The organism is Deltaproteobacteria bacterium HGW-Deltaproteobacteria-4 (assembly GCA_002841765.1).
GTDB lineage: Bacteria > Desulfobacterota > Desulfuromonadia > Desulfuromonadales > UBA2197 > UBA2197.
In genome coordinates, this window is record PHAV01000016.1 from 83,284 (window position 1) to 96,813 (window position 13,530).

The 13,530-nt window shown below is 57.6% G+C and carries 13 protein-coding genes; 3 read left to right on the forward strand and 10 right to left on the reverse strand.

The window, feature by feature from the left end:
* Positions 1-146 precede the first annotated feature (146 nt).
* The 10 genes from CVU69_11175 to ilvA all read right to left on the reverse strand — a co-directional run bounded on the left by CVU69_11175 (position 147) and on the right by ilvA (position 9,323).
* Positions 147-1,361 carry an MBL fold metallo-hydrolase gene (locus CVU69_11175; protein PKN11707.1) on the reverse strand — a complete coding sequence of 405 codons (1,215 nt, stop codon included), beginning with the start codon at positions 1,359-1,361 and terminating at the stop codon, positions 147-149.
* 43 nt (positions 1,362-1,404) lie between these two features.
* Positions 1,405-1,512, reverse strand: coding sequence for a rubredoxin (locus CVU69_11180; protein ID PKN11708.1), 108 nt, complete (start codon positions 1,510-1,512; stop codon positions 1,405-1,407).
* A gap of 64 nt (positions 1,513-1,576) precedes the next feature.
* Positions 1,577-2,512, reverse strand: a complete 936-nt coding sequence (locus CVU69_11185) for an RluA family pseudouridine synthase (GenBank protein ID PKN11709.1) — start codon at positions 2,510-2,512, stop codon at positions 1,577-1,579.
* Positions 2,509-3,798, reverse strand: coding sequence for a tRNA (N(6)-L-threonylcarbamoyladenosine(37)-C(2))-methylthiotransferase MtaB (locus CVU69_11190; protein PKN11760.1), 1,290 nt, complete (start codon positions 3,796-3,798; stop codon positions 2,509-2,511). The genes CVU69_11185 and CVU69_11190 overlap by 4 nt, the downstream gene beginning before the upstream one ends.
* Before the next feature lie 2 nt (positions 3,799-3,800).
* Positions 3,801-4,883: a tRNA 2-thiouridine(34) synthase MnmA gene (locus CVU69_11195; protein PKN11710.1), complete on the reverse strand. Its 1,083-nt coding sequence runs from the start codon at positions 4,881-4,883 to the stop codon at positions 3,801-3,803.
* Positions 4,884-4,888: 5 nt separating this feature from the next.
* Positions 4,889-5,263 carry a Fe-S cluster assembly scaffold protein NifU gene (gene nifU, locus CVU69_11200; protein ID PKN11711.1) on the reverse strand — a complete coding sequence of 125 codons (375 nt, stop codon included), beginning with the start codon at positions 5,261-5,263 and terminating at the stop codon, positions 4,889-4,891.
* Positions 5,264-5,331: 68 nt separating this feature from the next.
* Positions 5,332-6,540: a cysteine desulfurase NifS gene (gene nifS, locus CVU69_11205; protein ID PKN11712.1), complete on the reverse strand. Its 1,209-nt coding sequence runs from the start codon at positions 6,538-6,540 to the stop codon at positions 5,332-5,334.
* Positions 6,541-6,556: 16 nt separating this feature from the next.
* On the reverse strand, positions 6,557-6,961 hold the full coding sequence (locus CVU69_11210; protein ID PKN11713.1) for a transcriptional regulator: 405 nt from the start codon (positions 6,959-6,961) through the stop codon (positions 6,557-6,559).
* Between the two features lie 3 nt (positions 6,962-6,964).
* The gene (gene cysE / locus CVU69_11215; protein ID PKN11714.1) at positions 6,965-7,654 is read right to left on the reverse strand and encodes a serine O-acetyltransferase; all 690 of its coding nucleotides are present in this window, start codon (positions 7,652-7,654) and stop codon (positions 6,965-6,967) included.
* 160 nt (positions 7,655-7,814) lie between these two features.
* On the reverse strand, positions 7,815-9,323 hold the full coding sequence (gene ilvA / locus CVU69_11220; protein ID PKN11715.1) for a threonine ammonia-lyase, biosynthetic: 1,509 nt from the start codon (positions 9,321-9,323) through the stop codon (positions 7,815-7,817).
* Positions 9,324-9,575: 252 nt separating this feature from the next.
* On the opposite strand from ilvA, the gene CVU69_11225 reads away from it, so the two are divergent.
* The 3 genes from CVU69_11225 (at position 9,576) to CVU69_11235 (ending at position 13,444) form a co-directional block, all read left to right on the forward strand.
* Positions 9,576-11,201, forward strand: a complete 1,626-nt coding sequence (locus tag CVU69_11225; protein PKN11716.1) for a fumarate hydratase — start codon at positions 9,576-9,578, stop codon at positions 11,199-11,201.
* 236 nt (positions 11,202-11,437) lie between these two features.
* Complete coding sequence (locus CVU69_11230; protein PKN11717.1) at positions 11,438-12,496, forward strand: hypothetical protein; 1,059 nt, start codon at positions 11,438-11,440, stop codon at positions 12,494-12,496.
* An 81-nt stretch (positions 12,497-12,577) separates the two neighbouring features.
* The gene (locus CVU69_11235; GenBank protein PKN11718.1) at positions 12,578-13,444 is read left to right on the forward strand and encodes a two-component system response regulator; all 867 of its coding nucleotides are present in this window, start codon (positions 12,578-12,580) and stop codon (positions 13,442-13,444) included.
* Positions 13,445-13,530 lie beyond the last annotated feature (86 nt).

Genomic DNA, 13,530 nt, shown 5'->3' on the forward strand with positions numbered 1-13,530 from the left:
CAAAAAATCGACGGTTACAAGTTTCGGCCGGAGGCTGATGATTTTGACCGTTATTGCATGCTCCAACTGACCGGGTTAGACGCAAATACGGCGGAATCAAAATGGATTCCGCCGTATTATTCAGATAAAAACATCTGGTTCAAATGTCAAAATTTTTCGTGATAAGCCTTGACCTGTGCAGCAAAATTTTTACCAAATTCAAAACAATCTTCCTCATCACTGCGCGAAGGCCGATAAGCAAGATGGATCCCGGGCTCAACCACTTCGAGCCCCATCTTCTGCCCCTCGGCAAGGATCTCCTTGAGGGCGCCGCCCCCCCAGCCGTAACTGCCAAAACCACTGATAATCCGGTTGGTCGGGCGCAGACCACGCACATGATAAAGAAATTCGGCAATAGACGGGAACATCAGATTGTTCAATGTCGGTGAACCGATCAAGGAGCCGCGCGACCGCCAAAACTCCTTGATGGCGATACTGTTTGGGGTGGCGCGCAGCTTGATGACATTCACCTCAACACCGGCATCCCGAATGCCGGCGGCAATCGGGATGGTCATCTCTTCGGTGCTGTGCCACATGGTGTCATAGATAATCGCCACGCTTAAGTCGGCCTTACCGATCGCCATATCATTATACATCTGCAGAACCCGGCGGGGATCCTTACGCCAAATAATGCCGTGATCAGGGGCGATCATTTCAATCTCTAGGCCGAGTTTGACAATCTCCTCAATTTTACGCCGGATCAAACCGCCAAAGGGCATAAGAATATTCGCATAATATTCGATCACGGCGTCGTCGAGATCTTCGACCGAGACCGACTTGATATACTCGTCGTCGTAGCGCTCCGCCGCCGCAATGTGCTGACCAAAGGCATCCTGGCTGAAAAGAATTTTCTCCTCGGCAATATAGGTCATCATCGAATCCGGCCAATGGAGCATCGGCGTTTCGATAAATTGTAATGTCAGCCGCCCGGTCTTCAAAGTGTCACCGGTTTTAACGATCCTGATTTTCCAACGACTGGTGTCAAAGAATCGATCCAGCCCGCGTTTCCCCTTTTCAGAGATGAAAATGGTCGCGCCCGGTGCCAACTCCATAATCCGGTCAAGACTCGAGGCGTGGTCATTCTCGATATGATTGATCACGACATTCTTGATCTTGGAGGGGTCAATGAGATTTCCGATGCAACGCAAGGTTGCGTCGGCAAAGTCATGTTTCACCGTATCGATGAGGGTAATCTCGTCATCAAGGAGGAGATAATTATTGTACGTCGTTCCACGGGGAGTGACATAACCGTGAAAATCGCGCACTGCCCAGTCGATTGCTCCGACCCAATAGATCGAATCCCTGATTTCAACTGCTTTCATGATTTCACCTCAAAATCGTTACCAGATTGCCCGTAGCCGCAGTTCAGATCTCTTCAAACTGATCTGGTCCAACTCCACAGTCAGGACAGGATTCCGGCGGTTCATTTCCTTCATGAATATAACCACAAACCAGACAACGCCACTTTTTCATCGTTCGTCTCCTTTTATTTTCAAGATAACCGGAGGATCCGGTGAGTTAAAAACTATCTTATTTATCAGGCAAAGTCTACCATTTTTGTATCAATTCCAAGAGCATTCAGGACCACTAAAAAATCTGCCGGCAATGGCGCCGACAACGTTTGTCTCTGTCCGGAGTGCGGATGTATCATGCTTAAAGAAAGAGCGTGGAGAAGATGACGCGGCAGAGGAATGCTTCCGGTGACAAGGGGCAGCACTGCCATACCGCCATAAAGTATATCACCTAATAGCGGAAATCCAAGCCCCGCCAGATGGACGCGGATTTGATGCGTGCGCCCGGTGCGGGGGCGGGCAACTACCAGGGCCACACCGTCGTGGCAGGCCAGAGTGGCAAAATCGGTCTGCGCCGCCAAACCGCCGCTGGCGACTGACACCGTCCGGCCGCGTACCCCCGCCTTGAGATGATTGCTGACGGTAAAGTGCTCGGGCGGTGTGCCGCTCACCAATGCGAGATAAGTCTTCTCAATCCGGTGCTCGCTGAACTGACTGGACAGAGAGAAGTTCGCCACCCGCGTCAAGGCAAAGAGGAGTAGACCGGTGGTATCGGCATCGAGACGATGGAGCAGGATTGGACGCGTCATCCCTGCGTTCTCGGCAAATAATGCACTGACGAGATCAAGGGCATTAGGGCGACCGCTGACGGTCGGATGGGCCGGCAGTCCCGCTGGTTTGTTAATCGCCAGAAGATTCTCGTCCTGCCACAAAATGGAGAGTTGCGGGACTACGAAAGAAGGAGCTTCACCATCAACGGTCAACTCGATCCGTTCCCCCCCCTGCAAAACGATTCCGGCACGAACGACACTACGACCATCGACAAAGACCTGGCCGCTATCGAGAGCCCGCTTGATCGTCTTACGGGAAATAGGGGCGATGGCTCCCACAAGATAACGATCGAGACGCACTCCCTGAGCTGTCGCCGGCACGAGCAGGCGCTCCCGACGCTGCGCAGTCATAGCAGCACCCCATGCGCTCCCTGTGCATCAACTCCAACGACCTTTACAGTAACTGCTTGACCGACCAGAACGGCAGCACCGACAAAACGAATCGGCAGATAATTGCGACTAATGCCGCGCAGCACTCCTCCTTTCCCTCCCCCTTCAACCACCACTTCCAGCTCGCGACCGATAAAGCTCCGGGTAAAAGCCTCGAGCTTGACACTCCCAAGGGTGCGCAGTTGTGCCGCCCGCTCCTTGGTCACCTCCGTCGCCACCTGCCCGTTCATGAGGGCTGCAGGGGTGCCGGGGCGTTTGCTGAAGGGAAAGACATGCAGGTGCGTCACCGGCAACGTCTCGATCAGTGCCAGCGTATGCGCAAACTCAACATCACTCTCGCCGGGGAAACCGGCGATGAGGTCGAGGCCGATGGCAAGATCAGGGACTCTGGCAGCCAGGCCCTCGATCAGGGCACGAAAGAATGTCGTATCGTAGTGCCGGTTCATGCGGGCGAGAACAGCATCATCGCCGGCCTGTAAAGGAATATGGAGATGCGGGCAGAGGACCGGCGAGGTTGCCAGCAGCTCGATCAACTCTTCGGGGATCTCGGTCGGCTCGATCGAGCCGAGACGGAGACGATGCACGGAAGAGGCAGCCAGGAGGCGCTTGATCAGAGTGACAAGATTGGTGGGAGTTTCAAGATCGAGACCATAACCGCCAATATGAATGCCGGTCAGAACTACTTCCGGATATCCGGCCGCAACCAGCTGCTGCACCTGCTCCAGAACCAGCTCCGGTGCCACAGAGCGGCTCGGGCCGCGGGCAAAGGGGATAATACAATAAGAACAGAAGGCGTTACAGCCGTTCTGGATCTGCACAAAAGCCCGGCTGCGCTCGGCAAAGGACGTTAAACTCGGCACGCTTCCGCCGGCTTGACGAAGGTCGGAGACATGAACCTGCTCTCCCCCCTCTTCGCCGAGAAGCCGGAGCAAGTCCTGTTTTTCAGCGTTGCCAAGGACGAGGGCCACACCGGGAAGAGCGCGTAGCGCCGCGGGATCGATCTGCGCATAGCAGCCGGTGACGACCACCCGGCAGTCGGGATTGAGACGGCGGGCGCGGCGAATGAGGTTACGCGATTGACTGTCGGTGGCAGCGGTGACGGTGCAAGTATTGACAATGACCAGTTCGGCGCCGGCGTCAAAAGGGAGGATTGTCCAGCCGGCAGCAACAAGTTGCTCTTCCAGGGCGGCCGATTCGAACTGATTGGTCTTGCAGCCGAGGGTGGCGAGGGCAGCCGTACGGATCAAATTCATTGAATCCACCCGCCCCCAAGGACGCGATCGCCATCATAAAAAACTGACGCCTGGCCCGGCGTCACTCCGGTCTGGGGCTGATCGAAGGTGACAAGAAGACTACCGTCAGCATTGGGAGTGAGGAGGGCAGGCGCTTCGTGATGACGATAACGGATGCGGCAGTTAGCGCGCAGCGGGTCAGCAAGGGGGGGAATCGTCCAGCACAGATTGCGCAGGAGCAAGGACGAAACCTGAAGAAATTCCTCTTCCCCGACGATCACCTCATGGCGCTGCGCATCGATGCGCACGACATAAAGGGGATGCGGCCAGGCAATACCGAGACCACGGCGCTGACCGATGGTATAGCGATAGGTACCGCGATGGCGGCCGACTTCCTTACCGGAGACATGGAGGATCGCCCCGTCCTTGTGGCCGCGTCCTCGCTCTTCTTCGAGAAAACGGACATAATCGCCATCCGGGATAAAACAGATATCCTGACTCTCGGACTTCTGCGCCACCGGCAGGGCAAAACGCGCGGCATGGGCACGGACCTCATCCTTGGTCATATCACCGAGAGGAAAGAGGACGCTGCCGAGTTGCTGCGGTGACAGGGTAAAGAGGAAGTAGCTCTGGTCCTTGGCCGGGTCGAGCCCCTTGCGCAGCTCAAAACCGTCAGCACCAGCGACAATGCGCGCATAATGGCCGGTCGCCAGGGCATCAGCTTCGAGTTCGCGGGCGCGTTGCAGCAGACGCTCAAACTTGAGCTTCTGGTTACAAAGGACGCAGGGGTTGGGGGTACGGCCGGCAAAGTACTCATTGCAGAAAGGGTCGATGACCTGGCTCTGAAAGTCAGCCTCGAAATTGACAACATAGAAAGGAATGCCGATCGCCTCGGCAACCCGGCGGGCGTCGTAGACATCGTCGAGAGAACAGCAACTACCAAAGAGCTGGCCGTCCGGCGCGGTAAAGCGCGAGTAGTCCCAGATCTGCATGGTAATTCCGATGACTTCGTGTCCCTGCTCTTTGAGCAAAGCGGCGGTCGTCGAGGAGTCGACGCCGCCACTCATTGCCACGACAATCCGTTTCTTCTTTTGCGTCATTCTTCTTACCCCTGCGGATGCCGCTCCTGATAATCCTTGATCGCCGCATGCAGGGCATCAGCGGCAAGATTGGAACAGTGCATCTTCTGGGCGGGGAGGCCGTCGAGGGCTTCGGCGACAGCGGCATTGGTTAAAATCAGCGCTTCGTCAATCGTCTTGCCAAGGGCCATCTCCGTCACCATTGACGAGGTGGCAATCGCTGCACCGCAGCCGAAGGTCTTAAATTTCACATCGGTGATGACGCCATCCTCGACCTTGAGAAAGATCTTCATGATGTCGCCGCAGGAAGCATTACCGACCTCGCCGACGCCATCGGCATCTTCGATTTCACCGACATTGCGGGGGTTGCTGAAGTGATCCATAACTTTTTCGGTATACATATGAAGGCTCCTTTTGTAAGAAACTTTGATTTGGGGGGGTGTAGGGGCGCCCCGGTGGGGCGCCCGCCTTAAAGATTCTGCAGAGTATTGCAGCCGACCGTGCAGGTCTCGCGGTCGCGGCAATTATACAACGGGCTCATGTCACGCAGCCGCTGCACGATCGGCGGCAGGATCTCGATGACGTAATCGATCTCCTCTGCGGTATTATTCGCGCCGAGGCTGAAACGGGTACTCGAATGGGCGAGAGTCACTTCGACGCACATGGCGCCGAGAACGTGTGACGGCTCCAGAGAACCGGAGGTACAAGCCGAACCGGAGGAGGCGGCAATCCCCTTCATGTCGAGGCTCATCAGCAGCGATTCCCCCTCGATCCAGGCAAAACTGACATTGAGGGTATTCGGCAGGCGCTCGGTCGGATGGCCGTTGAGTTTGATCTGCGGCACGGAGGCAAAGAGTCCGGCTTCGAGACGGTCGCGCAGCGCCTTGATCTGCACTGACTTTTCCACCATCTCCTGACCGGCGAGCTCACAGGCAAGCCCCAAACCGACAATCGACGGAACATTGTGGGTGCCGGCGCGACGATTGCGCTCCTGGTGACCGCCGTGCAGCAGCGGCGTGAGCTTGGTGCCGCGACGGATATAGATGGCACCGATCCCCTTCGGGGCGCCGAGCTTGTGGCCGGAGATGACGAGGAGATCGACATTGGATGCCTGCACGTCGACAGGAACCTTGCCGACGGCCTGTACTGCGTCGCAGTGAAAACGGACCTTGTGCTTTTTGGCGATAGCGCCGATCTCGGCAATCGGGAAGAGGGTGCCGGTTTCGTTATTCGCCCACATGACGGAGATGAGAACGGTCTCAGGGGTGATCGCCGCCTCCAGTTCAACGAGATCGAGCATGCCGTCGGCGTCGACCGGCAGATAGGTAACACTATAGCCGCGCTTCTCCAGATACTCGCAGGTATTGAGGACCGCCGGATGCTCGACCGCCGTAGTGATAATGTGCTTCCCCTTGACGCTCAGCGCGTCGAGAGTGCCGAGGAGCGCCATATTGTCCCCTTCGCTGCCGCAGGAGACAAAGACGATCTCTGCCGGTGCGGCATTGATCAGGGTCGCTACCTGCGCCCGCGCCTTCTCCAGAGCACCGGAGACCTGACGGCCGGCCCAATGCACACTCGAAGGATTGCCAAACTGTTCGCTGAAGTAAGGGAGCATCGCGGAGAGCACCTCAGGACGAACCGGGGTGGTCGCGTTATTATCAAGATAGATGTGGTTCACGGTGATACCTCCAATATTAATCTTTCCTGCGGCGGGGAGTCTCCCGCCGGGAGGACAGGAAGCTGCGCACCCGCTCCGCCAGACCGTGCCAGACACTCTGGGTCACACACTTGTCGGTGCAGGCGCAGTGTCCCTCCCCGTCCATGCAGGAGACCGGGATCAGCGTCTCTTCCACACTATCGATAATTTCGTCGACGCGGATCAACACTGCCGCCCGGGCGAGGACATAACCACCACCGGGACCGCGCACACTATCCACCAGTGCTCCGCGCCGCAGCTTGACAAAGAGCTGTTCGAGGTACGTCAGGGAGATCGCTTCACGAGTAGCAATCTCTTTCAGCGACATCGGTCCGCCATCTCCATACAAAGCCAGACTGACCATCGCCTGCACGGCATATTGTGCTTTGGTCGAAAGTCGCATCCGTTAGTCCTTCGTCGTAGCGGCAAGTTCGGCGCGAAGGCGCACCTGCTCTTCGCTCAAAGATTTGACCTGTTCTTCGAGGGTGCGCAGCTGTTCGTAAAGACATGCCATCGCCTTGGCTTGCGGATCAGGCAGATTGCCGTGCTGCAGATCGGGACGTTCCGGTGTTTTAGTCTCTTCCGCCCCCATCACCACCCGACCGGGGATGCCAACGACCGTGGCATTCGGCGGCACTTCCTTGACAACCACCGAATTCGAACCGACCTTGGCGCCTTTGCCGACAGTAAAGGGACCAAGGATCTTGGCGCCGGAACCGATGACGACATTATCGTCGAGGGTCGGATGACGCTTGACCTTGTCCCAGGTCACACCACCGAGGGTGACGCCGTGGTAAAGGGTGACATTGTCGCCGATTTCAGCGGTCTCGCCGATGACGACGCCCATGCCGTGGTCGATGAAGAACTTGCGACCGATGGTAGCGCCGGGATGGATCTCAACGCCGGTGAGAAAGCGACCAAGATGCGAGGTCAAGCGACCAAAGAAGTAGAGATGGTGCGTCCACAGCCAGTGGGCAATACGATGAAACCATACCGCATGGAGCCCCGGATAGCAGAAGATAATCTCCAGAACGCTGCGCGCCGCCGGATCACGATCAAAGACTGAATTGATATCTTCGCGCATCGCTCTGAACATCTTCGCCACCTCGGCAAAAGTAGTTGACTCATTTTGTCGATTAATAGCATGCCCGACCAATACCGTCAACTATTATTCCGCGCTATTTTTCAGCGCATATCCATGTGTGGGGCACCCCTTGTGGGTGCCCGATTCTGATTCGCCTCAAGAAGGGGCGCCCCTACAAAAACAACCGATAGACCGGGTTCTCGCTCTCATCCTCATAGCGGTAACCGAGGAGGTCAAGGAACTCCCGCAGCCGCGCCTGATCGCCGGCGGGGATCTCCAGTCCGACCAGAACCCGGCCGTAATCGCCCCCCTGCGCCCGGTAGTGGAAGAGGGAAATGTTCCAGTTCTCCCCCATATGAGAAAGGAAACGGCCGAGAGCGCCGGGACGCTCGGGGAACCAGAAACGGAAGAGAACTTCATTGACCACATCCGGCGAACGGCCGCCGACCATATAACGGACATGAGTCTTGGCGAGCTCATTGTCGGTGAGATCGACATTGGCAAAGCCGGCCTCTCTGAGGGTAGTACCGAAGGTCAGACGCTCGGCCTGATTGCGGGTCGAAATGCCGACAAAGATGTGGGCAGCGTCACGATCGGCGAGACGGTAATTGAATTCGGTGAGGTTGCGCTCACCGAGGACTTCGCCACAGAAGCGCTTGAGAGAACCGGGCTCTTCGGGGATGGTGACGGCAAAGAGGGCTTCCTGCTTTTCGCCGATCAGGGTGCGCTCCGAGACATAGCGCAGGCGCTCAAAGTTCATGTTCGCCCCGGAATTGATCGCCGCCAGACTCAATCCTGCCACCTCATGACTGCGGGCATACTTGATCAGACCGGCGACGGCAAGGGCGCCGGCCGGTTCGACAATCGAACGGGTCTCCTGATAGATACTCTTGATGGCGCTGCAGATCTCGTCGGTATCGACGCGGATGATCTCGTCGACACAATGGCGGCAGAGCTCAAAGGTGAGCTTGCCGACCTGGCGCACCGCCACCCCGTCGGCAAAGATCCCGACCGAATCGAGGGTCACGCGCTTGTGCGCTTCGAGTGAACGGGCCATGGCGTCGCTGTCGTCCGGCTCGACGCCGATGACTTTGATGTCGGGCCGCAGTGCCTTGATATAAGCGCTGATCCCGGCGATCAATCCGCCGCCGCCGACCGGGACAAAGACCACATCAAGGCGGCCGGAGGATTGACGAAGGAGTTCATCGGCAATCGTCCCCTGCCCGGCAATGACCAGTTCGTCATCAAAAGGATGCACAAAGGTCATCCCCCGCTCAGCCGCGAGACCGGAGCAATATTCCGCTGCCTCCGAATAGTTGTCACCGCTGAGGATGACTTCGGCGCCGTAGGATTCGACCGCCGCCACCTTGATCCGTGGAGTGGTTACTGGCATAACGATGGTGGCAAGGATGCCGAGTTGCTTGGCAGCGAAGGCGACGCCCTGGGCATGATTCCCCGCCGAAGCGGCAATCACCCCGCAGTGACGCTCGGCTTCGCTCAAGTGGGCGATCTTGTTGTAGGCACCGCGGATCTTGAAGGAGAAGACCGGCTGCAGATCTTCGCGCTTGAGGAGAACGCGGCAGCCGAATTGCTGCGACAGACCGAGGGCCGGGTCGAGAGGGGTCTCGACCGCGGCTTCGTAGACGCGGGAGGTGAGGATGAGCTTGAGCATCTTTTGCATATGGGTCACCTGTCGGCTGATTTAGACTTAAGCTCCCCTCCTTGGTTAAGGAGGGGCTGGGGGTGGTTGGCAAGGGGTCAGATTTTAAGGCGTACAGCATACCGCCCCAATCCTCTACGATTCAAGCAAATTCCCTTTCATGACGCGCAACTTGTTATCGACAAACGCAAAACAACTCCCTATAATGGGCGCCTGCCAATCCCCGGCGTCTTAGTTGCGCCGCCATTTCATTCACCGATAAGGAGAGAGAGCATGGCCACACCGGATTTCTTTTATCAAGACCCCTTCCCCCTCGCTAAAGACGAAACCAGCTACCGCAAGATCGAAGGCTCGGAGAAGTACGTCGCCGTCGAGCAATTTGCCGGTAAAGACGTCATTCGCGTCTGCCCCGAAGCGTTGACCATCCTCGCCAACGAAGCGATGCGCGATGTCTCCTTCCTTCTCCGCCCCGCCCATAACGAGCAGGTCGCCACTATCCTCAGCGACCCCGAAGCGTCGATGAACGACAAGGGCGTTGCCCTCGCCTTCCTCCGCAACGCCGAGATCGCCGCCAACTTCGAGCTGCCGGTCTGCCAGGACACCGGCACCGCCACCGTCGCCGCCAAAAAAGGGCAACAGATCTGGACCGGAGTCAAGGACGAAGAGTGGCTCTCAAAGGGGATTTACAAGACCTACACCGAGGAGAACCTTCGCTACAGCCAGACCGTCGCCCTCGATATGTACGAAGAGATCAACACCGGCACCAATCTTCCGGCGCAGATCGACATCCTCGCCACCGACGGCGACTACTACAAGTTCGTCTTCATGGCTAAAGGGGGCGGTTCCGCCAACAAGACCATGCTTTATCAGGAGACCAAAGCCCTCCTCACCCCCGGCAAGCTCGAGAAGTACCTCATCGAGAAGATGAAGTACCTCGGCACTGCCGCCTGCCCCCCCTACCACATCGCCTTCGTCATCGGCGGCACCTCGGCCGACCAGTGCATGAAGACCGTCAAGCTCGCCACCGCCAAAGAACTCGACGGCCTCCCCACCGAGGGGAACAAGCACGGCCAGGCCTTCCGCGACATCGAGCTGGAGAAGAGCCTCCTCGTCGCCGCGCAGAAGCTCGGCATCGGCGCCCAGTTCGGCGGCAAATACTTTGCGCACGACGTCCGCGTCATCCGTCTCCCCCGCCACGGCGCCTCCTGCCCGGTCGGGATGGCGGTCTCCTGCTCCGCCGACCGCAACATCAAGGCGAAGATTACCAAGGACGGCCTCTTTGTCGAGGAGATGGACCGCAATCCCGGCCGTCTCATCCCCGACAGATATCGCGGCAAGCACGAGCACGGCGTCAAGATCGACCTCAATCAGCCGATGGAGGCAATCCTCGCCGAGCTGAGCAAGCACCCCGTCTCCACCCCTCTCCTGCTCAACGGCACCATCGTCGTCGGCCGCGACATCGCCCACGCCAAGTTCAAGGAGATCATGGATAGCGGCAAGCCGCTGCCGGATTACCTGAAGAAGCACCCGATCTACTACGCCGGCCCGGCCAAAACCCCGAAAGGCAAGGCCTCCGGCTCCTTCGGCCCGACCACTGCCGGCCGCATGGACAGCTATGTCGATGAGCTTCAGGCCAACGGCGGCTCGATGGTGATGATCGCCAAGGGCAACCGCAGCCAGGGCGTCACCGACGCCTGCAAGAAGCACGGCGGCTTCTACCTCGGCTCCATCGGCGGCCCGGCGGCGGTCCTCGCCGAAGAGAACATCAAGAAGGTCGAGTGCATCGACTTCCCCGAACTCGGCATGGAAGCCGTCTGGAAGATCGAAGTCGAAAACTTCCCTGCCTTCATTCTGGTCGATGACAAAGGGAATGACTTCTTCAAGCAGTTGGGATTGTAGGAAGATAGGATAAAGACAAAGCCCCCGGTTCGGAGATGCGGCCGGGGGCTTTTGTTACTGACTTATGGAGTCTCATCCTCCACTTGACACCGGCCTCATCCGCCGCTAATCTTTGTATCTTCTTATCTTTTTTTCTACACTCAGGATGCAGTTCCCTCCGCATTCCTGTTCAAATTTCTTATCGCAGCGACCGAGGGACAGGTCATTTGCAATGAGCACGCCATGAAGGACCGACCATGACCCGACGCGTTGATTTGACCCGCCTGATCCTGACAATCCTCCTCATCGTCGCCCTTCTCGGCTCGACCCTGTGGATTTTGAGTCCCTTCCTGCTGCCGCTCCTCTGGGCATCAATGATCGTCGTTGCCACCTGGCCGCTGCTCCTACGCGCCCAGAAGCACTTATGGGGCAAACGCTCCTTGGCGGTGATCGTCATGAGCGGCGCCCTCTTTCTCTTCTTCCTGGCGCCCTTTCTCTCCGCGATGATAACGATTATTGGAAATGTCGAGCTCATCACCGGCTGGGCCAGCACCATGGCGAGTCAAGGGATACCGAAACCACCGGCCGGGCTGGAGAAACTGCCGCTGGTCGGGACCCGCCTGACTGATTCCTGGCACCAGTTTTCGGCCATCGCCCCGGCTGACCTGCCGGCCAAACTCTCCCCTTATGCAGGCAAAGTCCTGAGCTGGTTCGCCAAAAGTGCCGGAGGGCTCGGGATGATGGTCTTACAGGTCTTCTTTACCCTGATACTGGTGGTGGCTCTCTATTTACGCGGAGAATCCGTCCTGGCAGGGATAAAGGCCTTTGTGCGCCGACTCGGCGATGAGAAGGGAGTGATCGCTCTTGCACTCGCCGGTCAGGCGATACGCGCCGTCGCTCTCGGGGTCGTCCTCACCGCCGTGATCCAGGCCCTTTTGGCCGGGATCGGGCTGGCAGTAGCCGGCGTCCCTGTTGCCACTCTTCTGACCGCCCTTGCATTCATGTGCTGCCTGGCGCAAATTGGACCAGCACTGGTATTGATCCCGGCGGTGACCTGGCTCTACTGGCAGGGGCATACCGGCGTTGGGACGGCCTTGCTGATCTGGACTCTCGTTGTCAGCAGCCTCGACAATGTTCTGCGGCCATTCTTGATGCGCATGGGGGCGAACCTCCCCCTCCTGCCGATTCTGGTCGGAGTCATCGGCGGACTGATCGCCTTCGGAATTCTCGGTATCTTCGTCGGGCCGGTGATCCTTGTGGTGACCCAGACCCTGGTCAAAGCGTGGATCGACGAAGGGGCTACCAGCAAAGGATAAGCTGACAGGGTCACGGGGGAGATCGCTAAGGAAGAAGAGGAGAAAAGGGGACAGATAAATGATTTTAGAAATTGGAGATTTATGAACAAAGACAAAATGTTAGGGAAAATTTTGGTCGATGCCGGAATTATCAGCGAAGCACTTCTGGATCAAGCCCTGAAAAGGCAGCAAGAGGGTGAAAACCGCTTGGGACATGTCCTGAAAGAGATGGGGATTGTCACCGAGAAGGACATCGCCATGGTTCTCGCCCGCCAGTTCGGCTTCAAGACCGTGCATGACCTGGCTAAGCACAGTTTTTCTGACGAGCTTCTGGCTCTGGTCGACGGCGATACGGCGCTCAAGCGTAATATCTTTCCCTTGAAACAGGAGGGAAAGTCCCTCTACCTGGCGATCGTCGATCCCTTCGACATGGAGACCATCGACAACTTGGCCTTTCGCACCGGGTTACGCATCATCCCCTGCGTCACGACACCGGCGGAAATTCAGAGCGTGGTCCACAAATACTACCTTATAGGAAAAACTGAAGCTGCCGGAGAACAAAAAGAAAACGACAATTGGTGGAAAATTTTAGTGGTCGACGACCAGGAGTTGGTGCGATCCGCCATTATCGCGGCGCTGAAACGCGAAGGCTACCTGGTGAGCGAAGCAACCAACGGTGCCGAGGGGCTCAAACTGGCCTGTCAACAACTCCCTCATCTGATCATTAGCGATACGGTCATGCCGCGGATGGATGGTTTCGAGATGTTTCGGGCGTTGCAAACGCAGACCACCACACGGAAGGTGCCGGTCATTGCCCTCTCCTCCCGTGCGACCCCTGAAGAGGAAGCACGGCTACTCGATGCCGGTTATTTCGATTTTATCTCCAAGCCTATCAATCCTGTTCGGCTCACCTCGCGGGTGCGCCGTGCCCTGCTCATTTGTTATGGCGAGCACCCGCCGCAGTCCTGACCGCCACGGGACTGTTAACCAAGGCGGGGAGCACTATGCGCCAACAGACTTTGCTACGGAATATCTGGCGCACATCTCTCCCCGCT